Genomic DNA, 23170 nt, shown 5'->3' on the forward strand with positions numbered 1-23170 from the left:
CGGCAGGTTCAGGTGGTCTTCCAGGACCCGTTTTCATCCCTGTCGCCACGCCTGACCGTGGAAGAGATTGTGGGTGAAGGGTTGGGGGTGCACGAACCCCGGCTGCCATCGAATCAGCGGCGCCAACGCGTGATTCAGGCCCTGCGCGACGTTGGTTTGGGCGCGCAGGGCGACCAGGAGATGACCTCGTTGCTGGGGCGTTACCCGCATGAGTTTTCAGGCGGTCAACGTCAGCGGCTGGCCATTGCCCGGGCGCTGATCATCAACCCGCGAGTCCTGCTGCTGGATGAGCCCACCAGCGCGTTGGACGTGACGGTGCAAAAGCAGGTGTTGCAATTGCTGCAACGACTGCAGCGCGAGCGTGGTTTGAGTTACCTGTTGATCACACACGATGTCGCGGTGGTACGAGCCATGGCGCACGACGTGCTCGTCATGAAAGGTGGTCAGGTGCTGGAGTCCGGCCCGGTAGACACCGTGTTGACACGTCCGAGCCATGCTTATACCCAAATATTGGTGAACGCTGCGGGCTAAATCCTTAAAAATCAAAGACATTCTGCAGAATTTGGCGTACAATCCGCCGCTTCACGACCAAACGGGCGAGTCACTTCCGCCCGTTTTTTTTGGTCGATTGTTTTTGCATGAAACAGAGTTTGATCTGGGGTTTTGGTGGCGCTAAAAGACATTGTTGAACAAACGGTAACCGGCTTGGGCTATGACCTGGTGGAAATTGAACGTTCCGCCGGTGGTTTGCTGCGTATCACGATTGACTTGCCTTGGACGCCTGCGATTGATGGTGTGCTTGCTCCGGAACAGTTTGTCACGGTAGAAGATTGCGAAAAAGTCACCCGGCAATTGCAATTTGCGCTGGAGGTGGAGGCGGTGGAGTACCGCCGCCTGGAGGTCTCCTCTCCTGGCATTGACCGGCCCTTGCGGCATCAGCAGGATTTTGAGCGTTTTGCTGGTCAGGTGATTGATGTCACGCTCAAGGCGCCGTTGGGTGCTGCGGCTGCGGGCCAGGTCAATGCCAACCGCAAAAAGTTTCGGGGGGTGCTGGAGCATGCCGAGCCACTGGCTGGCGAGATGGATGTCGCGCGTTGGCAAATCGTCTGGCGTGATGAGCCGGAGGTCAAACCAGGTGCAAAAATCAGCAAAAAGCGCCCGCTGCCGCCGTTGCAAGCCCTGGGTTTTACGTTGGATGAATTGCGGGATGCCCGCCTGGCCCCGATTGTCAGTTTCAAGGGTCGGGGTCACATGGCCGGCGAAGCTGCTGGCGACAACATTGAATTGAATTGAAACAGGAGAGTCATGGCATGAATCGCGAAATGTTAATGTTGGTTGACGCCATCTCACGTGAGAAGAACGTGGAGCGTGATGTGGTGTTTGGCGCGGTGGAAGCGGCGCTGGCGCAGGCTACAAAAAAACTCTACGAAGGCGACGTGGATATTCGCGTGGCGTTGAACCGTGACACCGGTGTTTACGAGACGTTTCGCCGTTGGCATGTGGTGCCGGATGAGGCAGGTTTGCAATTGCCGGATCAGGAAATCCTGCTGTTCGAAGCCAAGGAGCAGATTCCAGACATCGAAGTTGATGAATACATTGAGGAAACCATTGAGTCGGTGCCGATTGGCCGGATCGGCGCGATGGCAGCCAAACAGGTCATCCTGCAGAAAATCCGTGATGCCGAGCGTGAAATGCTGCTCAACGACTTCATGTCACGCGGGGACAAGATTTTTGTCGGTACCGTCAAGCGCATGGACAAGGGTGATCTGATTGTCGAGTCAGGCCGCGTGGAAGGCCGCTTGCGTCGCTCGGAAATGATCCCGAAGGAAAATTTCCGTACCGGAGACCGGGTTCGCGCCATGATCATGGAAGTGGATCTGACCTTGCGTGGCGCACCGATTGTGTTGTCTCGCTCCGCGCCGGAGTTCATGATCGAGCTGTTCCGCAACGAAGTGCCTGAAATTGAACAAGGGCTGCTGGAGATCAAGTCCTGTGCCCGTGACGCTGGTTCACGTGCCAAGATTGCCGTGTTGTCGCACGACAAGCGGGTGGATCCGATCGGCACCTGTGTCGGCGTGCGTGGTACCCGTGTCAACAGCGTCACCAATGAATTGGCTGGCGAGCGGGTGGACATTGTTTTGTGGAGTGAGGATCCGGCCCAGTTTGTCATTGGCGCGCTGGCGCCTGCCAATGTCACCAGCATTGTGGTGGACGAAGAACGTCACGCCATGGATGTGGTGGTGGATGAGGAAAACCTGGCGATTGCCATTGGCCGTGGTGGTCAGAATGTGCGGCTGGCAGCCGAACTGACCGGCTGGAAAATCAACATCCTGGATGCGGCGGAATCTGCTCAGAAACAAGCCACCGAAGTCAATACCAGCCGCGCGCTGTTCATGGAAAAGCTGGATGTCGACGAAGAAATCGCTGACCTGCTGATTGCCGAAGGCTTCAGCAGCCTCGAACAGGTCGCCTATGTGCCGCTGGAAGAGATGCTGGAAATTGAAAGCTTTGACGAAGACACGGTGAACGAACTTCGTACCCGTGCCAAGGATGCCTTGTTGACCATGGAGATTGCCAACGAGGAAAATGTGGAAGAGGTGGCGCTGGAGTTGCGTGACCTTGAAGGAATCACCCCGGATCTGATCAGCCGACTCGCAGAAACTGGCGTCCACACGCTGGATGATCTGGCTGATCTCGCGGTGGATGAACTCATGGAAATGACCGGGCAATCCAAGGAAGATGCCACGTCGTTGATCATGAAAGCACGGGCGCACTGGTTTACCGGTGACTCTGCTTCCCAAGTGTCTTGATCATGAAAAATTAAGTTTCAGCAAAGGCTGAACAACACCCACCGGGCTTGTCCAGCCGAAACTAAAGGTTACCCAACAAATGTCCAGTATGACCGTCGCCGAGTTTGCCAGTGAACTCAAAAAATCAACCGATACCCTGCTAGAGCAACTGAAGTCGGCAGGCGTGGCTAAAACAGCCGCGACCGACACCCTCACAGAGGCTGACAAACAGCGGCTGTTGGGATACTTGCAGAGCGCCCACGGGACTGCGTCGTCCGAGCGCAAGAAAATCACGTTGGTCAAAAAATCCACCACAGAAATCAAGCAGGCTGATGCAACTGGCAAGGCCCGCACGATCCAGGTGGAAGTGCGCAAGAAGCGCACCTTTGTGCGCCGGGATGACAATCTGGATGTGCCTGCAACATCAAGTGCACCGGTACAAGAGGAAGAAAGCATTGAAGCGCCGGCGTTGATTGATCACGCCGAATTGGCGCGTCGTGAAGAAGACGCGCGTCGTCAGGCAGAACTGATCCGCCGTCAGGAAGAGGAATTGGCCGAACGCCGCCGTCAGCGTGAGGCACAGGAAGCGGCAGCCCGGGAAGCGGCTGAACGCGCGGCTGCCAAGGCGGCCCAGGATCTGGCCGAGCAGCAAAAAGCCCAGGCCCAACAGACGGTTGCGGAGGAGTCGAGCCAGACCGTTGGGCAGCGCAATGATGCCCAAGCCGCCAACGCGGCCACGATGGCTCAGGCTGCAGAAAAAGCTGCTGCCGAGCAACAATCCCAGGCTCAGGCCAAAGAGAAGGCGGCTGCCGAATCCAAATCCCGCGCCGCGGAAGAGCAGGCTCGTGCCGTTGATCTGAATGAACGCCGCCGCAAGGCGGAGGCCGAAGCGGCCGCCATTCGCCTGATGATGTCCCAGCCCGGCAAAAAACTGCCGCCCAAAAAGGAAGAGCCCAAACCCGCGCCGGAAGCGGCCAAGGCCGGCATCAAGGGGACGTTGCACAAACCGGCAGGCGGCACCACCACCAAACCCGCGCCCGGACCCGCTACCGCCGCAGCGGCAGCGCCAGCTGGCGCCGGCAAAGAGGTCAAATCAGCCAAACTCTCCAGCAGCTGGGCTGGTGATCCGGCCAAGAAAAAGGGCATTCCGACCCGTGGTGACACGAGTGCCGGAGCGGGCCGTGGCAACAGCAACTGGCGCGGTGGTCCGCGTGGTCGCCGTGGCAGCAATGACCGAGATCGCGAAGACCACAGCCATCAGCAGATGGCCCCGGTGGAGGCGCGCGTGCTGGAGGTGCATGTGCCTGAAACCATCACCGTGGCCGAACTGGCCCACAAAATGGCGGTCAAGGCTTCGGAAGTCATCAAACATTTGATGAAACTCGGCCAGATGGTCACCATCAATCAGCCGCTGGACCAGGATACCGCCATGATTGTGGTGGAGGAAATGGGACACAAAGCCATTGTGGCGGCGCTGGATGATCCGGAAGCTTTCACCGATGACGAAGTGTCGCAACAACAGGCGGAAGCCTTGCCGCGGGCACCGGTTGTCACCGTCATGGGTCACGTTGACCATGGTAAAACTTCCTTACTGGACTACATCCGCCGCACCAAGGTGGCCTCGGGTGAAGCCGGTGGCATTACCCAACACATTGGTGCTTACCATGTGGAAACGCCGCGCGGTATGGTGTCGTTCCTGGATACCCCCGGTCACGAGGCGTTCACGGCCATGCGGGCGCGTGGCGCCCAGGCCACCGACATTGTGATTCTGGTGGTGGCTGCGGATGACGGTGTGATGCCGCAAACCAAGGAAGCCATCAAACACGCCAAAGCGGCCGGTGTACCGATGGTGGTGGCCATCACCAAGGCCGACAAACCCGACGCCAACCCGGATCGGGTCAAGCAGGAGCTGGTGGTTGAGGAAGTGGTTCCCGAAGAATATGGTGGCGACTCACCCTTTGTGGCGGTGTCCTCCAAGACCGGCTTGGGAGTGGATGAATTGCTGGAGCAGGTGCTGCTGCAGGCCGAGGTGCTGGAGCTCAAGGCGCCGGTGGATGCCATGGCCAAGGGTCTGGTGATTGAAGCCCAGCTCGACAAGGGCCGTGGGCCGGTGGCCACGGTGCTGGTGCAAAGTGGTACCTTGAAAACCGGTGACGTGGTGCTGGCCGGGCAAACCTATGGCCGCGTGCGCGCCATGCTCAACGAAAACGGCAAGAGCATCAAGTCTGCCGGGCCGTCGATTCCCGTCGAAATTCAGGGTTTGACCGAAGTACCCCAGGCCGGTGATGAGTTCATGGTGCTGTCTGACGAGCGTCGGGCTCGTGAAATCGCCACCTACCGCGCTGGCAAGTTCCGTCACACCAAACTGGCCAAACAACAGGCGGCCAAGCTGGAGAACATGTTTACCGACATGACGGCTGGCGAAGTCAAGATGGTGCCGATCATCGTCAAGGCTGACGTGCAGGGTTCGCAGGAAGCCTTGGCCCAGTCCCTGCTCAAGCTCTCCACCGACGAAATCAAGGTGCAGCTGGTTTACGCGGCCGTGGGGGGAATCAGCGAGTCGGACGTGAATCTGGCCATCGCTGCCAAAGCAGTCATCATCGGGTTCAACACCCGGGCGGATGCCGGTGCCCGCAAGCTGGCCGAAAGCAGCGGGGTCGATATTCGTTATTACGACATCATTTACGACGCCGTAGACGATCTCAAGCTGGCGATGTCGGGCATGTTGACACCGGACAAGAAAGAAGAAGTCATTGGTACCGCTGAAATTCGCCAGATTTTCAAGGTGTCCAAGATTGGTTCGATCGCCGGTTGTATGGTCACGTCAGGCGTGGTTCGCCGTACGGCGCGGCTGCGTCTGCTGCGCAATCACACGGTCATCTATACCGGCGAACTCGAATCGCTCAAACGTTTCAAGGATGACGCCAAGGAAGTGCGCGAAGGCTTTGATTGCGGTTTGAACATCAAGAACTACAACGACATCCAGGAAGGTGACGTTCTGGAGTTCTTCGAGATCCGTGAAGTGGCACGGACCTTGTGATCTGATGGAAACAACCCGTGCGTAAAAAGTCAGCCACACCCAACCGTGCCTTCAAGGTCGCCGATCAGATCCAGCGTGATCTGACCGAACTGATCGCGCGTGAGTTGAAGGACCCGCGGGTTGGCATGGTGACGCTTCAGGGCGTGGAGGTCACCCCCGATTACGCCCACGCCAAGGTGTTTTTCAGCCTGTTGGCGGGTGACCCCAAGCAGTGTGCCGAAGGGTTGAATCAGGCCGCTGGTTTTTTGCGCGCTGGCCTGTTCAAGCGGCTGCACATTCATACCGTGCCGACCCTGCACTTTGTCTACGACCAGACGCCAGAGCGCGCGGCTGACATGAACGCGCTGATTGCGCGTGCGGTGGCCTCGCGAGCCAAAGAGGACTGAACCCCATGAATGCGCCACGTGCACGGGTTGCCAGGCGCCCCGTGCATGGGGTGCTGCTCTTGGACAAGCCTCTGGGCTGGTCCAGCAACGACATCTTGCAAAAGGTGAAGTGGTTGTTGCGTGCGGAAAAAGCCGGTCACACCGGCACGCTCGATCCTCTGGCCAGTGGTGTGTTGCCCCTGTGTTTTGGCGCTGCCACCAAGTTCAGCCAACTGCAGCTTGACGCCGACAAGACCTACGAGGCGGTGATGCGCCTGGGTGTCAAAACCAGCACGGGTGACGCTGAAGGGGAAGTCATCGCCACCCGACCGGTGGCCGTGATGCCCGAGGACGTGACGCGTGTCGCCAGGCAATTCACCGGACTGATCCAGCAAGTGCCGCCCATGCACAGTGCGCTGAAAAAGGACGGCAAGGCGCTGTATGAATACGCCCGTGCCGGTCTGGAAGTGGAGCGGGTGGCTCGTCCCGTCACCATTTATGCATTAAATATGGCTCTAGCCCGCGTAGAATCTGGTCAAGAAGCTATCAGTATGATAGTAAAATGCAGCAAAGGCACCTATATCCGCACCTTGGGTGAAGATCTGGGAGAGGCGCTTGGCTGCGGCGCCCATTTGACCGCGCTGCGCCGGATTGGCACCGGTGGTTTCGACGTGTCGCAATGTGTCACGCTGGAAGCGCTGGAGGCCATGAGTGAAACAGAACGGCTGGCTTGCCTGCAGCCGGTTGCCAGTTTGTTGACGGATCACACGGTGGTCACACTCGATGACGACAATGCCGCCCGGTTCCTCAGTGGCTTGCGTCGCCGGGGAGCCTGGCCGGATGCCGAACGGGTGGCGGTGTATGCCGAAGGTGGTGCGGTGCTGCTGGGGACGGCCCGCGTGACCGCAGGCGAACTGATTCCCGTGCGCTTGCTCAGTCCCCTTGAAATTGAACAGATGAAACAGAAGAACCAGGTGGCTGCCTCCACCGCTGAATCCATGACGGGCCTGAGCGACAACGCCAGTTCGGTCCCAACCCTTTAAGAAAGTGAACCATGTCCCATAAACAAATCCGAAACATTGCCATCATCGCCCACGTTGACCATGGCAAGACCACCATGGTGGACCAACTGTTGCGCCAGTCCGGCACCTTTGCCGAGCACGAAAAGGTGGTTGACACCGTGATGGACAACAACGCCATTGAAAAAGAGCGTGGCATCACGATCCTGGCCAAGAACTGTGCTGTGAGCTGGGAAGGCACTCACATCAACATCGTTGACACCCCCGGCCACGCGGACTTCGGTGGTGAAGTCGAGCGCGCCCTGTCCATGGTGGACGGTGTGGTGCTGTTGATCGATGCCCAAGAAGGCCCGATGCCGCAAACTCGTTTTGTGACCAAGAAAGCCTTGGCCCTGGGTCTGCGCCCGATCCTGGTGGTCAACAAGGTCGACAAGCCCGGTGCCAACCCAGACAAGGTGGTCAATGCCGCCTTCGACTTGTTCGACAAGCTCGGGGCCACTGACGAACAACTCGACTTTCCGGTGGTGTACGCCTCGGGCATCAACGGCTGGTCCTCGCTGGAAGAGGGTGAGCCTGGTGAACAGTGGGGCCCCGACATGTCGGCCCTGTTCAATACCATCCTGAAACATGTGCCGCACCAACAGGGTGATCCTGCCGCACCGCTGCAATTGCAAATTTCCGCACTTGACTTTTCGACCTTTGTCGGGCGTATCGGCGTGGGCCGCATCAGCCAGGGCACGATCAAGCCCAACATGGACGTGGTGGTCATGGAAGGTCCGGACGGCAAAACCGTCAAGGGCCGGGTGAATCAGGTATTGACCTTCCAGGGGCTGGACCGTGTGCAGACCACCGAAGCCGGCCCCGGTGAAATCGTGTTGATCAACGGCATTGCCGACATCGGTATCGGCGTGACCGTGACCGATCCACAGACCCCCGCACCGCTGCCCATGCTCAAGGTGGACGAGCCGACGCTGACCATGAATTTTTGCGTCAACACCAGCCCGCTGGCGGGTCGTGAAGGCAAGTTTGTCACCAGCCGCCAAATCTGGGATCGTCTGCAAAAAGAGCTGCAGCACAACGTGGCTCTGCGCGTCAATGAAACCGACGAAGAAGGTATCTTTGAAGTCATGGGCCGCGGTGAACTGCACCTGACCATCCTGCTGGAAAACATGCGCCGCGAAGGCTACGAAATGGCCGTTTCCAAGCCCCGCGTGATGTTCAAGGAGATCAACGGCGAGAAATGTGAACCCATCGAGCTGGTGACCGCCGACATCGAAGAGCAGCACCAGGGTGGCGTGATGCAGGCACTTGGTGAACGCAAGGGTGAACTGGTCAACATGGAGCCGGACGGCCGTGGTCGTGTCCGCCTGGAGTACCGCATCCCGGCACGTGGCCTGATTGGTTTCTCCAACGAGTTCCTAAACCTGACCCGTGGCTCCGGCCTGATTGCCAACATCTTTGACTGCTACGAGCCGCACAAGGGCGACATCGGTGGCCGCAAGAACGGCGTGCTGATTTCCATGGACGACGGCGAAATCTTCACCTACGCCCTGGGCAAGCTCGACGACCGTGGTCGCATGTTCGTCAAGGCCAACGACCCGGTGTACGAGGGCATGATCGTGGGGATTCACAACCGCGACAACGACCTGGTGGTCAACGCCACCCGGACCAAGCAGCTGACCAACTTCCGGGTCTCCGGCAAGGAAGATGCGATCAAGATCACGCCCCCGATTGAACTCACGCTGGAATACGGCGTCGAATTTATCGAGGACGATGAGCTGGTTGAAATCACGCCCAAATCGGTGCGCCTGCGCAAACGTCACCTGAAGGAGCATGAGCGCAAACGCGCCAGCCGCGAATAAATCGTGATGATGCAAGCGGCCAGCGATTGTGCTGCCGCTTAAGCCCATCAACCGGAATTGCTGTTCATGCGGAAATGCCGGTCTTTTTCTTGGCTCGTCAGTCTTTCACTTTCTTCGTCAAGGCGAAACATGAAGCTCAGTCACAACCGGGCCATCCTGCTGATGGTGGCCGTGACCATGATGTGGTCCACCGCCGGTGTGGTGGCGCGCCATCTGGAGCAGGCCCGCAGTTTTGAGGTCACGTTCTGGCGCAGTTTCTTCACGGTGCTGAGCCTGCTGGTGATCCTGCCGCTGGTGCAGGGGCGGGACGTGTTTGCCCGCATGCGCCACGGGGGTGCCGCCTTGTGGCTCTCAGGCCTGTGCTGGGCTGGCATGTTCACCTTTTTCATGCTGGCACTGACCTTGACCACCGTAGGCAATGTGCTGATCACCATGTCCATGACCCCGTTGCTGACCGCGCTGGCGGCCCGCATCTTCATCGGCCACCAGATTCCGCTGCGGACCTGGATGGCCATCCTGGTGGCGGGTTGTGGCATTGTCTACATGTACGGCAGTCAGCTGGAACAGGGTATCAGTCTGGTGGGCACGCTGGTGAGTCTGTGTGTGCCGATTTCCGGCGCCGCCAACTGGACGTTGACCCAGCATTCACATGCCCAGGGTCATGACGTGGACCTGATTCCAGCCGTCTTGATCGGCGGGGTGATCTCCTCGCTGGTGACCCTGCCGCTGGCTTGGCCGCTGCAGGCTTCCCCACATGATCTGGGCCTGCTGTTTGGCCTGGGATTGGTACAGCTGGCCATTCCCTGCGTGCTGGCGGTGATGTGTACCCGGGTGCTCAAGGCACCGGAAGTGGCCTTGCTGGGGCTGCTGGAGGTGATTTTCGGCATTTTGCTGGCCTGGGTTGGCGCTGGTGAGGCACCTGGCCGCGATGTGCTGGTGGGCGGGGCGCTGGTGATTGGCGCGCTGGTGGCCAATGAGCTGGTGGCATGGAGGGGCAGGGCATGGGGACAGTGAATGAAGTGATGACGCAGGTTCGTGGTCACGTTGGTTTCATCACCCTGAATCGCGCGGCTGCCCTCAATGCCCTGAATCTGCCGATGATCCGGGGGTTGACCCACTGCCTGCTGGCCTGGCGCGATGACCCCCGGGTGCAGGCGGTGGCGATTCGGGGCTGCAACAAGGCCGGGCCTTTTGGCGCCTTTTGCGCTGGCGGTGACATTCGTTTTTTTCATCAAGCCTTGCTGTCTGGCGACCCAACGCCGGAAGATTTTTTCACCGAGGAATACACCCTCAACCACCTGGTCCACACCTATCCCAAACCCTACATCGCCTTCATGGACGGCGTGGTGATGGGAGGCGGCATGGGCCTGAGTCAGGGCGCCTCGCACCGGCTGGTCACCGAGCGCTCCAAACTGGCCATGCCGGAAACCCTCATTGGCCTGTTTCCCGACGTGGGCGGTGGTTATTTCCTGAGCCGCTGCCCGGGCCACACGGGTGAATGGCTGGCCCTGACCGGCACCCCCCTGAATGCCGCTGAGGCCATGGCACTCGGGTTGGCCGACCATCAGCTTGCCGCGGATCAACAGGCAGCGTTGTGGGAAGCGCTGGCCCAACTGCCATCCTGCGACGAAGCCAGCCTGGATTCGTTGATTGCTACATTTTCAGTAGCTAAAGACGGATGTTTTACGCGGGCTAGAGACCAGATTGATCATTATTTTTCGCAACCTTCGGTGCGGGCCATGGTGGCGGCATTGGAGGCCGATGCCTCCGACTGGGCGCGCGACACGGCGGCCTTGTTGCGCCAGCGTTCGCCGCTGATGCTGCATGTGGCTTTGGAGCAAGTCCGCCGCGCGCGCTCTCTCAACGTGGCGCAGGATTTGCGCATGGAGCGTGACATGATCCGGCACAGCTTTTTCCCCCGCCACCTGGGTCGCAGCAGCGCCCAGACCGACACCGCCGAGGGGATTCGGGCCTTGGTGATTGACAAGGACCACCAGCCTCAGTGGTCACCCGCACGTATTGAAGACGTCACCCCGGCGATGGTGCAGCCGTTTTTTGACAGCCCCTGGGCCGCGCACAGTCACCCGCTGCGGCAATTGGCCTGATGGTCAGAGCTGGTGGTAAACCGCCTCTGCCAGCGCCATCAGCACCTCGCGCGGCACCTGGCCAGCCAGCGCATAAGCCAAGCCCTGATCGGCCCAGTAAAAACTTGGCACCCCAGCCTGGGGGCTGTAGCGGAAGCTGGTGGACGCCTGGGTATCGCCCATGGGAGCCGCATCCATCGCCCCGAGGTACAGCGTGACCCGGCTACCGGCGGCATTCTGGAACATGAATTGCGCCCTGGCCCCATCGTCGCCAGGCAGCAGGCGGCCGCCCACCAGCTCAAAACCTTGGGCCGTCAGGCTGGGGACTTTGAGCGGCTTGCCCAGGCGCTTGGACAACCACTGCACCAGGTGGGCCTGGTCCTGCGCGGTGACTTCCACTGGGTGGCGCACTTCGGGCACATAAACGCGGTGCGCCACACTGGCCTGACGCACAAACTGGTGTTCCAGTTGCGCCTGGGCGAGCCTGGGGGTGGCTAAGCGGCCAAAACCACCCGTTTGCCAGCCGGAATGGGCCAACCAGCCGCCGCCAAAGGCCAGGACCAAGCTGGCTGCCAGACCGCCATAACGCCACCACGCACGGCCCGGCGCTGGTGCTGCCCCGGTTTGCCGCGCGGCCCGCAGCAGTGCTGCTGGCACTGCTTCATCCAGCACCTGGCGGTGCAGCGAACGCAGGGCGTCACGCTGTTGTTGCCATGCTGCCAGCCGGGCCGCACCCTGCGGGTCGTGAACCAGCCGGGCTTGCCACTTTGCCAGTTCGTCTGGCGTGCCCTGGCCGTCAACCAGAGCGTGGAGTTCATCATCGGTCAAGGGGAGGGGCGGCTGGTGAGTCATGTCAGTGGCTTGAGCTATTTGAGGCGACGCAAGGCGGATGGGCGGGCCGGTTTGTCGTTGCTGCCAGCCTGTGGCACCAAGGGCTGGGGTGGGGCTTCCATCAGTTCCTGCAGGCGGCTGCGGGCGCGGGACAGCCGCGACATCACGGTACCGATCGGTATGCCAGTGATCTTGGCCACCTCGGCGTAACTCAGGTCCTCCAGGCTGACCAACAACAACACCTCGCGTTGCTCCGGGGGCAGGCGCAGCAGGCAACGTTGCAGGTCCAGCATCAATGCCGGGTCCGTCTCCGGTGCCAGTAAATCATGGGCGACATCGTCAACATCCACCAAGTTGGCACGCAGGGGCCCGGAGGGCTGGCGCAACTGGTTGACAAACAGGTTGTGCATCACGCTGAACAGCCAGGCGCGCAGATTGGAGCCGATGACCCATAAACGCCATTTGCTGCAGGCACGCTCCAGCGTGTCCTGCACCAGGTCATCCGCCGCCCAGGCGTCCCCCGTGAGCGCCCGCGCGTAACGGCGCAGCGACGGGATCTGGGCCACCATCAGTTCGCGGGTCATCAACCGTGACGCAGGTCAAAGGTCGTTGGACGATCCGGCAGGGCCACCACATCAGGGTCTGGCAACCTGCCAGACCTTGTTGAAGCCGTCACCGGTTTTGTCACCGGGTTTGCTGTCCTTGACCCAGTAATAAACTGGTTTGCCCTTGACGGCCCATTGCTGGCTGCCGTCGTCGCGGGTGATGATGCTGAAGTCGCCTTGCGCCACGGCACCTTGTTCGGCCTTCAGGGGCGGCCAGTTGGTGGCGCATGGACCATTGCAGACTGACTTGCCGCTACCGGCCACGTCCTTGTCAAAGGTGTAGAGCGTCATCCCGCTGGGGCCAACCAACACACCGTCTGACACCTGGGCCGGGGCAGACGACATCGAGGCACATCCAGCCAAGGTAGCCAGGCTGAGGGACAGGGTGAAAGCGGTACGTGAAATCCATTTCATGGTGAACTCCTGATGGGTTGGTCACAAACAAGTGTCTGCACACACATGAACAGCCATTTCCGCAGCTTTATTCCCGCTGCCACTCAAAAAAATTCAGCGCTGCCGCGATTTCATGACCCGTTCCACCTCGCGCTTACCCTCACGGTCCTTGATGGTGTCGCGTTTATCGTGTTCTGCCTTGCCTTTGGCCAGGGCAATCTCGCATTTGATCTTGCCATTTTTCCAGTGCAGGTTGATCGGCACCAGGGTGTAGCCTTTTTGTTCCACCTTGCCAATCAGTCGCTTGATCTCGTCCTTGTGCATCAGCAGCTTGCGGGTGCGTTGCTTGTCCGGGCTGATGTGGGTGGATGCGGTGCCCAAGGGGTTGATCTGCAGGCCGATGATGAACAACTCGCCTTGGCGAATCACCACATACCCGTCGGTCAGCTGGACCTTGCCCTCGCGCAAGGATTTCACTTCCCAACCTTCCAGCACGATGCCGGCTTCAAAGCGTTCCTCGAAAAAATAGTTGAAGGCAGCCTTTTTGTTGTCGGCGATGCGGGTTGCGGTATCGGGTTTTTTGGCCATGGGGCGAACATCAGGTGAAAGTGAATGCGATCCAGGCTTGACTACAATCCGGCGCAAACCGCCATTCTATGAAAACTGTCAAAAAATCTGTCCTGATCTGGTACAGCCCAGCTGAAATGTACCGGCTGGTCATTGATGTGGACGCCTATCCGCAGTTTTTGCCGTGGTGTGACAAAGCGCGGGTGGTGACGCTGGAAGAAAACGGTATGCTGGCAGAAATCGGCATTGCCTTTAGTGGTATCCGCCAGACCTTCAGCACCCAAAACGTTCATGTGCCTGACCAGCAGGTCGTGATCAACTTGGTCAACGGCCCCTTTTCCAAGCTGGAAGGTGAATGGAACTTCATCGCGCTCGGCGGCGAGCAGCGGGCCTGCAAGGTCGAGTTGAGCCTGACCTACGGTTTTGACAACTCGCTGGGCAAGCTGATCAGCCCGGTGTTTGACAAGATCGCCGGCAGCATGGTGGATGCCTTTGTCAAGCGGGCCAAACAGGTCTATGGAGAGTGAAGTGGGGCCATGCAGGTCACAGTGATCTACGCGCCCGGGCCACGTCAGACGGATGAAGTGGTGCTGACCTTGGCAGAACCCTGCAGCGTTCTGCAGGCTTTGCAGCAAAGCGGCTTGTTGCAGAAATACCCTGAAATTGACCATCCGCATCTCCTGATCGGGGTGTGGGGGCGCAAGGTCAACCTCCAACAGTTGCTGCGTGAGCAGGATCGTGTAGAGGTGTATCGACCCTTGCGGGTCGACCCCAAAGTGGCGCGGCGTGAACGTTTTGTCAAACAGGGTGCAGGTGCTGCCGGACTGTTTGTCAAAAAACGTCCCGGCGCCAAAGCCGGTTATTGAATCAGGCGTCTGCCGGACGTGGCTATTTGCAGTCGGCGTCAATGATGGCTTGAATGCGTTTGCTTTCGGCGGCGCGGGCAGCATCGTCCAGGATTTCACGTTCGCCCTGTGCATTGATGCGCGCCAACCGGACGCCGGAATCCAGTCCGCTTTTGGCCAGTTTGGCCCGGTTGCAATTTTCGGCCCGCGTTTTGCGAAGACGGTCTTCTTCGGCCTTGCGTTTGTCGGATTCAGCCTGCTCTGCCTTCTTTTTTTTCTCAGCCAAATCCTTGTCCAGGCCGCTGATTTTCGGGGTGCTGGCAGCAGATTGAGGGGCCGCAGCAACTGGTGCGGAGACTCCGGATGCTGGCAGCTGGGCGGTTGCGGCGTCGTTGCTCGAGGTAGCAAGAGGAAGTTGCCCGGGCCGTTTGAGAATGCTCTTTTCTGGCACGCTGGCAGGCGGCGGGCGGTCACTGAACACTTTGCGTCCATCCTTGTCCAGCCATTGCCACTGGGCCAAGGCGTTGGAAGCCAGCAAACCGGCAGTCACCACAAGAATCAGGCGGATCAGTTGTTTCATGAGGGGCGAGTTTATGCCACTGTGCATTAGGGTTTTCCTGCAGACTTGGCTACCTTGGCAAACCAGCTTGCGCCCGCGCCAGATACAATTGACGATTTGGAGCTAACACCTATGCGCCTGATTGGCAAAGCGCTCACCTTCGACGATGTTTTGTTGGTGCCAGCGTACTCCCAGGTCCTTCCGAAGGACACCTCCCTCGCCACCCGTTTTACCCGCAACATTGCCCTGAACCTGCCCTTGGTGTCTGCCGCCATGGACACCGTGACAGAGTCGCGCCTAGCCATTGCCATTGCCCAGGAGGGCGGCATTGGTGTGGTGCACAAGAACATGACGGCGCAACAGCAGGCCGCCAAGGTGGCCAAGGTCAAACGTTATGAATCCGGGGTGTTGCGTGATCCGGTGGTCATCACCCCGCAGCACACCGTGCGCCAGGTCATGGCGTTGTCCGAACAATTGGGCGTATCGGGCTTCCCGGTGATGGACGGTGGCAAGGTGGCAGGCATTGTCACCGGCCGCGATTTGCGCTTCGAGACCCGTTATGACCTGCCGGTGAGTCACATCATGACGCCGCGGGAGCGGCTGATCACCGTGCCCGATGGCACCACCATCACCGAGGCCAAGGTTTTGCTGAACCAGCACAAGATTGAACGCCTGCTGGTGGTCAATGACGCCTTTGAACTCAAAGGCTTGATCACTGTCAAGGACATCACCAAACAGACCAGCTTTCCCAATGCAGCGCGTGACGCCCAGGGCAAATTGCGTGTGGCCGCCGCCGTTGGGGTGGGTGAGGGCACCGAAGAGCGGGTGGAGTTGCTGGCCCGGGCCGGGGTCGACGCCATTGTGGTGGACACCGCCCACGGCCATAGCAAGGGCGTGATTGATCGGGTGCGCTGGGTCAAACAGAACTTCCCCCAAGTGGACGTGATTGGCGGCAATATCGCCACCGGCGCTGCTGCCTTGGCTCTGGTCGACGCTGGTGCTGATGCTGTCAAAGTGGGCATTGGCCCCGGGTCGATCTGTACCACCCGCATCGTGGCGGGCGTTGGCGTGCCACAAATCATGGCCATCGACAGCGTAGCCACAGCGCTCAAGGGCACGGGTGTTCCGCTGATTGCCGACGGTGGTATCCGTTTCAGCGGAGACATCGCCAAGGCCATTGCCGCAGGCGCCGGTTCGGTGATGATGGGCGGCATGTTTGCCGGTACCGAAGAGGCACCGGGGGAAGTCATTCTGTTCCAGGGGCGCAGCTACAAGAGTTATCGTGGCATGGGGTCGATTGGCGCCATGCAACAGGGCAGTGCTGACCGCTATTTCCAGGAGTCGAGTACCGGCAATCCCAATGCTGACAAGCTGGTGCCCGAAGGTATTGAAGGGCGTGTGCCGTACAAGGGTTCCATGGTCGCCATCATTTACCAGATGGCTGGAGGCTTGCGTGCCAGCATGGGCTACTGTGGCTGCGCCACGGTTGAGGAGATGCAAAACAAGGCCGAATTTGTGGAAATCACGGCAGCAGGCATTCGCGAGAGCCATGTTCACGACGTGCAGATCACCAAAGAAGCACCCAACTACCGCGCCGAGTAAACGCCAGGGCTGACCCAACATGCATCAAAAAATCCTCATTCTTGACTTTGGCTCCCAGGTGACACAACTGATTGCCCGGCGCATCCGCGAGGCCCATGTGTTTTGCGAGGTGCACTCGTGTGATGTATCGGAAGACTGGATCCGCGCGTACGCCCGCGACGGCAAGTTGCGCGGCATCATTCTGTCAGGCAGTCACGCCAGTGTGTACGAGGAATCCACCGACAAGGCACCGCAGGTGGTGTTTGAGCTGGGTATTCCGGTGCTGGGGATCTGCTACGGCATGCAGACCATGGCGCACCAGCTTGGCGGGGTGGTCACCAGTGGCCACCAGCGCGAGTTTGGCCACGCCAATGTCCGCGCCCACGGCCACACGGCGCTGCTGGACGGCATTCAGGACTTTGCCACGCCGGAGGGCCACGGCATGCTGCAGGTCTGGATGAGCCACGGCGACAAGGTGACGGAGTTGCCCCCAGGCTTCAAGCTGATGGCCAGTACCGATAGCTGCCCGATTGCCGGCATGGCCGACGAGGACCGCCGCTTTTACGCCGTGCAGTTCCACCCGGAAGTGACACATACCAAACGCGGTGCGGCGATTCTGGAGCGCTTTGTGCTGGATATCTGCGGCACCCGTGCAGACTGGATCATGGGTGACTACATCAGCGAAGCTGTTGAGCAGATCCGCACCCAGGTGGGTAGCGAAGAAGTGATTCTGGGCCTGTCTGGCGGGGTTGACTCTTCGGTGGCGGCAGCCTTGATTCACCGCGCCATTGGTGACCAGCTGACCTGTGTGTTCGTCGACCATGGTTTGCTGCGCCTGAACGAAGGCGACATGGTGATGGACATGTTTGTGGGCAAGCTGCATGCCAAGGTGGTTCGTGTGGACGCCTCCGATCAGTTTCTCGGACAACTGGCCGGGGTCAACGACCCGGAAGCCAAACGCAAGATCATCGGCCGTGAATTTGTAGAGGTTTTCAAGGCCCAAGCCCAGAAGTTAACTGCTTCGGATGCTACAAAAAAAGGTGCAAAGTGGCTGGCCCAGGGGACCATTTACCCGGACGTGATCGAGTCCGGCGGTGCCAAGAACAAGAAAGCCGTCACCATCAAGAGCCATCACAACGTGGGTGGCCTGCCCGAACAGCTGGGGCTCAAGCTGCTGGAACCACTGCGTGAACTGTTCAAGGACGAGGTGCGCGAGCTCGGTGTTGCCTTGGGCTTGCCCTACCACATGGTTTACCGCCATCCGTTTCCCGGCCCGGGTCTGGGGGTGCGGATTTTGGGCGAAATCAAGAAGGAATATGCTGACCTGCTGCGCCGGGCTGATGCGATCTTTATTGAAGAACTCAACAACTTTGTTGATGAAGCCAGTGGCAAAACCTGGTACGAATTGACCAGTCAGGCCTTCACGGTGTTCCTGCCGGTGAAAAGCGTGGGCGTGATGGGCGACGGCCGCACCTACGACTACGTGGTGGCCCTGCGCGCCGTGCAGACCAGCGACTTCATGACCGCAGACTGGGCCGAGTTGCCTTACGCCCTGCTGAAGAAAGTCTCCAGCCGCATCATCAACGAAGTGCGTGGCATCAACCGCGTGACTTATGACGTGAGCAGCAAGCCACCGGCGACGATCGAGTGGGAGTGATACAGGGCCGAATGCCCGGCGGACACGGAGGGGGTAGGGATGCGCGGCTTGTTTGGGCTGGTTGGTTTGTTGGTGGCGTTGGCTGTCACAGGGTGGCTGGTTCGCCAGCAGTTGCAATCGTTGCGTACTCCGGTGCCTGTTTTGCAGGTTCCTGCGCCGTCCCAACAAGGGCAGGCGGGGGCAGTCACGACGCCGACGTCGGGCACAGTGGGTCAGCAAAGTCAACACCTCCAGCAGCAATTCAAACAGGCCGTTGAGGGCGCCATGCAGGCACGCCCCATGCCTGCTGACCAGTGACATCCGAACAGCTGGAGCCGGATGCGCAGTGGATGCGCCTGGCCCTGACCGAGGCGCAGGCGGCGGACGCTGCAGGTGAAGTGCCGGTGGGGGCGGTTGTGGTGTTGCATGGGCGAGTGATTGCCACAGGCCGCAATGCGCCAATTTCCACCCATGACCCGTCGGCACATGCCGAAATGGTGGCCTTGCGAACGGCAGCCCAACACCTGGGCAACTATCGACTGGACGACTGTGAGCTGTATGTGACGCTGGAGCCCTGCACCATGTGCGCTGGCGCCATGCTGCACGCGCGCTTGAAGCGGGTGGTGTATGGAGCAACCGACCCCAAAACCGGTGCTGCTGGTTCGGTGCTGGATGTGTTTGGCCTGACGCAACTCAATCACCAGACGCAAGTGCGCGGTGGGGTGATGGGCCAGGCCTGTGCCGAGTTGTTACAGAATTTTTTCAAGCGCCAGCGCAGGCAGCAGCGCCAAGAGAGAGCCCGGACCGGCATGGCGTTGCGTGAAGACGCGCTGCGCACCCCGGAGTCCCGGTTTGCAGATTTACCTGAGATCCCTGCCTTGTCCTGCTACGTCAATGATTTACCCAGTCTGACGGGGCTGCGGCTGCATTACCTGGATACAGGGGCGGCAGCATCGGCACAAGTCATCGTGTGCCTGCACGGGCCGCAGAGCTGGAGTTATGGCTGGCGCAGCTTGATGGCAGAACACCGTGCCCAAGGACATCGGGTGGTCTGTCCGGACCTGATCGGATTTGGCAAAAGTGACAAACCTAAAAAAATGTCGGCGCACAGTCTGTCTTGGCACGCGCAGATTTTGCTGGAATGGCTGGCCCACCTGGAGCTGCACCAGGTGATCTTCATGGTGTCTGACACCATGTTGGCACTGGCGCAGCAAGTCCAGGCAGCTGCACCGATGAGAGTCTCCCAGGTCATCGTAGCGCAGGCTGACCTGATGTCGGCCCAAGCGCTGGCCGCGCCGTTCCCGGATGCCGGGCACCGGGCTGCGCTACGCGCCTTTTCTTCCCTGAAAATCCAGTCTTTACCGCCCGAAGCAGAAACACCCATCGCATGAAAAAACACATCTACATCTACTCCCCTTCAGGCGCTGTGCGGGACAAAGCCGCTTTCAAACGAGGCATCGCCAGGCTGCAGTCCTTGGGGCATGACGTTGAAGTGGACGAGGCTGCGCTCGCGAGTTACCAGCGTTTTGCCGGGGATGATGCCACCCGGCTGGCCGCCATCCACCGTGCCGCAGACAGCGGCGCTGATGTGGCGCTGATCTCACGCGGTGGTTATGGCCTGACCCGGATCCTGCCGGAGATCCGCTACAAAAAAATTGCCAAGGCGATTGATCAGGGCATGCTGTTTGTCGGGATCAGTGATTTCACCGCGTTCCAGAATGCAGTGCTGGCCAAAACCGGTGCAGTCACCTGGGCGGGTCCGGCCCTGTGTGAAGGCTTTGGCGTAGGTGGTAATCCAGACAAGGCAGATGGACACAGTCACGGTGAAGCGCCTGTCCCCGATGACATCATGGAAGCCTGTTTTGATGATCTGCTGCGCGGGCAGGGCGAGGGCGCGGGCTGGCGGCAACTTAAGGAAAGTGCTGGAATTGCCATCCATTCAGGAGCATCAAGCCAACCAGATACGCCGATTAAGACCGCGTTTAGTGTGACAAACGCCACACTATGGGGTGGGAATCTGACGGTGTTGACGTCACTCCTGGGAACGCCGTACTTCCCGGAAATCAAAAGGGGTATTTTGTACCTGGAAGATGTGGCAGAACACCCTTACCGGATTGAACGGATGCTGTCTCAACTGTTGCATGCAGGCGTTCTGGCACGACAGAAGGCGGTCCTATTGGGGCAATTCACCGAATACAGTCTGACTGCCCATGATCGTGGCTTCAAGATGGCGACCGTGGTGCAGTGGCTTCGTCAACAAATCAAGGCGCCGGTACTGACCAACTTGCCATATGGTCATGTCGCAACCAAAGTTTTGTTGCCCGTGGGAGCCCAAACCGATTTGAGTGTGGATGGGCGGGACGCCCTGATTGCCTGGGGTCATCTATGAGTCTCTTGGGGATTCGCTAAACTCACCCCATTCAATACGAGACAACTTCAAGAATGGGCATCCAATCCACTGTTGTTTTTGCTGACCTTTATGGCAGCACCGGCGTGTTTGAGACCCTGGGCAACGCACGAGCGACCGAGATGGTGACCCAGGTGACAGCGTGGGTTGCCCAAAAATTTGAAATGCACGGCGGCCGGGTGGTCAAATTTTTGGGGGATGGCGTGCTGGCCATCTTCAAAGACAGTCCGACTGCCATCGCGGCCGTGGTCGATCTGCAGCGCGCTTACCAGGCGCGCTTGGCAGTGATGCCAACCAGCGCCTATATGCCACTGCGCATTGGTGTGGTACGTGGTGATGTCGAAATCGTGGACGATGATTGTTATGGCGACGCCGTCAACATTGCATCGCGTCTGAGCGAATTGACTGGACCGCATCAGATCTGGGTCAATGGCGAAGCCATAGAAGATGGGGTTCAGCCGTCAGCACGTTTCCGTTTTCTTGGACCGATCCATATTCGAGGCCGTATCGAACCTTGTGATGTTTATCAGGTCGAGTGGCAGGAAGACATCAGCTCCGAATTCTTCACCGTTCCTGCAGCACTGTCGCCAGCAACCGAAACGATGGAGGCCGATGTGCTTGGTGGGCAAATTGAACTGATCTGGCTGGAATCCAGAAAGACCTTCAAGGCATTCGAGATGCCGATTCACATCGGACGTACCCGCCAGGCTGATTTTGTCGTGAATGACGCACGTGTTTCCCGCACGCATGCCCGGGTGGAATGGCGCAATGGCAGCGTGATTCTGGTGGATATCAGCTCCTATGGCAGTTGGGTCAGGTTCTCGGGCGGTGGCGCCGATCTGGCGTTACGCCGCGAAGAATGTGTCTTGCACGGGCGAGGCGAGATCGCCTTGGGTGCTCCGTTCAGCGATCTCAGCGCTCCTGTGATTTCTTTCTCGGTTCTTTGATTTCTGTGCCGATACTATAGTTAACATAATATACATCGTATCTACTAAAATAGAACCGGGAGAAAGTCAGATAAGCCGCGCCAAAGCCGCATGCTGCTTGCCTCGTGGCTCAAAATCATGCGCCGCCGTTGTATCAGTCCGCAGGCGCTTTACCAACTTCCTTTGGGCTGACGGCCCCGGACAAAGGCTGAAATGATGCCGGCGGACTCGGTACGGTTGCCGCGATTGGCAAAATCCAGTGCGCTCAGGCCTTGCACGTTTTTGAGCATCGGGTCGGCACCTGCCTCCAGCAACGCCTTGACCGCGGATGGTGTGCCGTAATGCGCTGCCATCATCAGCGGCGTGGTGCCGTTGGGTGACGCGGCATCGATGTAGGCGTTTTCCTCCAGCAGCAGATTCATGATCTCCAGGTGTCCCTTGGTGGCGGCGTAATGCAGCGGGGTCCAGCCAGTTTTATTGACGTCGGCATTTTTTTGAATCAACAGCTGGCACAGTGCCAGATCACCATGTAAGGCGGCCAACATCAGGGGGCTTTCATCGGCACTGTTACGGACTTCAACCGTGGTTTTGGGCCACCTGGCAAGGACCTCGGCAACTTTCATGGACTGAAGCTTGGTGGCCAGCATCAAGCCGTGCAGGCCGCTCGGGTCGAGCGTATTCGGGTCAAATCCTCGTTGCAACAAGGCACTCACCTGGCCACCGTCATCTTGTTGAATGGCGCGGAAGAAGTCCTCGTAAGAGCCTGCGTGAGCAATTGAAAAACTTGTAAAAACAATAAGATAAATACTTTTCTTAAAGTAATTTGTGATGATTTGAAACCACTGAATCATGAGCGCTCAACCTCTTTGAACAGGGTGTCGAAATTACGGCTGGTGATGCGTGCGATCTCTTCCACGGACAGTTCCCGCAGCTGGGCCAATTGGGCCGCCACCCACGGTACATAAGAGGGATTGTTGGTTTTGCCGCGGTACGGCACCGGAGCCAAGTAGGGGCTGTCGGTTTCGATCAACAAGCGATCCAGCGGCACCATGGTGGCCACATCACGGATGGCTTGCGCACTTTTGAAGGTCAAAATACCCGAAAACGAGATGTAAAACCCCAGATCAAGGGCGGCCAGCGCCACTTCAAGGTCTTCGGTGAAACAGTGGAAGACCCCGCCGGCACTGTCGCCGCAACCCGTTTCGCCCTCCTCCCGCAGGATTTGCAGCGTATCAGCTGCCGCTTGACGGGTGTGGATCACCAGTGGTTTGCCCAGCTGGCGGGCGGCCCGGATGTGGGTGCGAAAACGTTCACGCTGCCAGTGCATGTCGGCCACACTGCGGCCATTGAGCCGGTAATAGTCCAGGCCGGTTTCGCCAATCCCTACCACCCGCGGCAAGCTGCCCAGCTTGAGCAGCTCTGCCAAAGTCGGCTCCTGAACACCTTCGCTGTCCGGATGGACCCCGACGGTGGCCCACAGATTCTCATGGGCCAGCGCCAGCTGGTGCACGGCGCCAAATTCTTCCAGCGTGGTGCTGATGCACAACGCCCGCCCGACACGGGCCGCCTGCATGGCATCCAGGATGGTGGGCAAATCCGAAATCAGTTCCGGGAAATTCAGGTGGCAGTGTGAATCAGTGAACATGGATCAAGCCGGTCCC

23 protein-coding genes are annotated in these 23170 nt (G+C 59.2%); 16 read left to right on the forward strand and 7 right to left on the reverse strand.

What is annotated here, in order from left to right:
- The 9 genes from PHW99_RS00645 to PHW99_RS00685 all read left to right on the forward strand — a co-directional run.
- Window positions 1–531, forward strand: a 531-nt coding sequence (locus tag PHW99_RS00645) for an ATP-binding cassette domain-containing protein (RefSeq protein WP_300172705.1), incomplete at its 5' end; no start/stop codon positions are given.
- Between the two features lie 135 nt (window positions 532–666).
- Window positions 667–1293: a ribosome maturation factor RimP gene (gene rimP / locus PHW99_RS00650; RefSeq protein ID WP_300172707.1), complete on the forward strand. Its 627-nt coding sequence runs from the start codon at window positions 667–669 to the stop codon at window positions 1291–1293.
- 17 nt (window positions 1294–1310) lie between these two features.
- Entirely contained in the window at window positions 1311–2810 is a 1500-nt protein-coding gene (gene nusA, locus PHW99_RS00655; protein WP_300172708.1) for a transcription termination factor NusA, read from the forward strand.
- A gap of 79 nt (window positions 2811–2889) precedes the next feature.
- On the forward strand, window positions 2890–5829 hold the full coding sequence (gene infB / locus PHW99_RS00660) for a translation initiation factor IF-2 (RefSeq protein ID WP_300172710.1): 2940 nt from the start codon (window positions 2890–2892) through the stop codon (window positions 5827–5829).
- Between the two features lie 17 nt (window positions 5830–5846).
- The gene (rbfA, locus tag PHW99_RS00665) at window positions 5847–6215 is read left to right on the forward strand and encodes a 30S ribosome-binding factor RbfA (protein WP_300172712.1); all 369 of its coding nucleotides are present in this window, start codon (window positions 5847–5849) and stop codon (window positions 6213–6215) included.
- Between the two features lie 5 nt (window positions 6216–6220).
- The gene (gene truB, locus PHW99_RS00670; protein WP_300172713.1) at window positions 6221–7237 is read left to right on the forward strand and encodes a tRNA pseudouridine(55) synthase TruB; all 1017 of its coding nucleotides are present in this window, start codon (window positions 6221–6223) and stop codon (window positions 7235–7237) included.
- A gap of 11 nt (window positions 7238–7248) precedes the next feature.
- Entirely contained in the window at window positions 7249–9075 is a 1827-nt protein-coding gene (gene typA, locus PHW99_RS00675; protein ID WP_300172715.1) for a translational GTPase TypA, read from the forward strand.
- 129 nt (window positions 9076–9204) lie between these two features.
- Window positions 9205–10089: a DMT family transporter gene (locus tag PHW99_RS00680; protein ID WP_300172717.1), complete on the forward strand. Its 885-nt coding sequence runs from the start codon at window positions 9205–9207 to the stop codon at window positions 10087–10089.
- On the forward strand, window positions 10077–11180 hold the full coding sequence (locus PHW99_RS00685; protein ID WP_300172719.1) for an enoyl-CoA hydratase/isomerase family protein: 1104 nt from the start codon (window positions 10077–10079) through the stop codon (window positions 11178–11180). Before PHW99_RS00680 ends, PHW99_RS00685 begins: the two co-directional genes overlap by 13 nt.
- 3 nt (window positions 11181–11183) lie before the next feature.
- Here the strand turns inward: PHW99_RS00685 and PHW99_RS00690 are convergent, their stop codons facing one another.
- The 4 genes from PHW99_RS00690 to smpB form a co-directional block, all read right to left on the reverse strand.
- Window positions 11184–11987, reverse strand: coding sequence for an anti-sigma factor (locus PHW99_RS00690; protein ID WP_366912858.1), 804 nt, complete (start codon window positions 11985–11987; stop codon window positions 11184–11186).
- Window positions 11988–12025: 38 nt separating this feature from the next.
- Window positions 12026–12574, reverse strand: coding sequence for an RNA polymerase sigma factor (locus PHW99_RS00695; protein WP_300172723.1), 549 nt, complete (start codon window positions 12572–12574; stop codon window positions 12026–12028).
- A 51-nt stretch (window positions 12575–12625) separates the two neighbouring features.
- Window positions 12626–13009: a hypothetical protein gene (locus tag PHW99_RS00700; protein WP_300172724.1), complete on the reverse strand. Its 384-nt coding sequence runs from the start codon at window positions 13007–13009 to the stop codon at window positions 12626–12628.
- Between the two features lie 93 nt (window positions 13010–13102).
- Complete coding sequence (smpB, locus tag PHW99_RS00705; RefSeq protein ID WP_300172726.1) at window positions 13103–13576, reverse strand: SsrA-binding protein SmpB; 474 nt, start codon at window positions 13574–13576, stop codon at window positions 13103–13105.
- A gap of 68 nt (window positions 13577–13644) precedes the next feature.
- On the opposite strand from smpB, the gene PHW99_RS00710 reads away from it, so the two are divergent.
- The gene (locus PHW99_RS00710) at window positions 13645–14082 is read left to right on the forward strand and encodes a type II toxin-antitoxin system RatA family toxin (protein WP_300172728.1); all 438 of its coding nucleotides are present in this window, start codon (window positions 13645–13647) and stop codon (window positions 14080–14082) included.
- Window positions 14083–14091: 9 nt separating this feature from the next.
- Window positions 14092–14421 carry an RnfH family protein gene (locus PHW99_RS00715; protein WP_300172730.1) on the forward strand — a complete coding sequence of 110 codons (330 nt, stop codon included), beginning with the start codon at window positions 14092–14094 and terminating at the stop codon, window positions 14419–14421.
- 22 nt (window positions 14422–14443) lie between these two features.
- Here the strand turns inward: PHW99_RS00715 and PHW99_RS00720 are convergent, their stop codons facing one another.
- Entirely contained in the window at window positions 14444–14980 is a 537-nt protein-coding gene (locus PHW99_RS00720) for a DUF4124 domain-containing protein (RefSeq protein ID WP_300172732.1), read from the reverse strand.
- Between the two features lie 111 nt (window positions 14981–15091).
- Between PHW99_RS00720 and guaB the strand changes: the two genes are divergently transcribed.
- From guaB to PHW99_RS00750, 5 genes are all read left to right on the forward strand, one after another.
- The gene (gene guaB, locus PHW99_RS00725) at window positions 15092–16561 is read left to right on the forward strand and encodes an IMP dehydrogenase (RefSeq protein ID WP_300172734.1); all 1470 of its coding nucleotides are present in this window, start codon (window positions 15092–15094) and stop codon (window positions 16559–16561) included.
- Between the two features lie 19 nt (window positions 16562–16580).
- The gene (gene guaA, locus PHW99_RS00730; RefSeq protein ID WP_300172736.1) at window positions 16581–18197 is read left to right on the forward strand and encodes a glutamine-hydrolyzing GMP synthase; all 1617 of its coding nucleotides are present in this window, start codon (window positions 16581–16583) and stop codon (window positions 18195–18197) included.
- Between the two features lie 293 nt (window positions 18198–18490).
- Entirely contained in the window at window positions 18491–19567 is a 1077-nt protein-coding gene (gene tadA, locus PHW99_RS00740) for a tRNA adenosine(34) deaminase TadA (RefSeq protein WP_300172740.1), read from the forward strand.
- Window positions 19564–20565, forward strand: a complete 1002-nt coding sequence (locus PHW99_RS00745; protein ID WP_300172742.1) for an LD-carboxypeptidase — start codon at window positions 19564–19566, stop codon at window positions 20563–20565. Before tadA ends, PHW99_RS00745 begins: the two co-directional genes overlap by 4 nt.
- Window positions 20566–20618: 53 nt before the next feature.
- Window positions 20619–21530, forward strand: a complete 912-nt coding sequence (locus tag PHW99_RS00750) for an adenylate/guanylate cyclase domain-containing protein (RefSeq protein ID WP_300172744.1) — start codon at window positions 20619–20621, stop codon at window positions 21528–21530.
- 149 nt (window positions 21531–21679) lie between these two features.
- Here PHW99_RS00750 and PHW99_RS00755 read toward each other — a convergent pair whose 3' ends face one another.
- Window positions 21680–22360: an ankyrin repeat domain-containing protein gene (locus PHW99_RS00755; protein ID WP_300172746.1), complete on the reverse strand. Its 681-nt coding sequence runs from the start codon at window positions 22358–22360 to the stop codon at window positions 21680–21682.
- Entirely contained in the window at window positions 22357–23154 is a 798-nt protein-coding gene (locus PHW99_RS00760; protein ID WP_300172748.1) for a TatD family hydrolase, read from the reverse strand. Before PHW99_RS00760 ends, PHW99_RS00755 begins: the two co-directional genes overlap by 4 nt.
- Window positions 23155–23170 lie beyond the last annotated feature (16 nt).

It is taken from the genome of Rhodoferax sp., from assembly GCF_028689305.1.
Lineage (GTDB): Bacteria > Pseudomonadota > Gammaproteobacteria > Burkholderiales > Burkholderiaceae_C > Rhodoferax.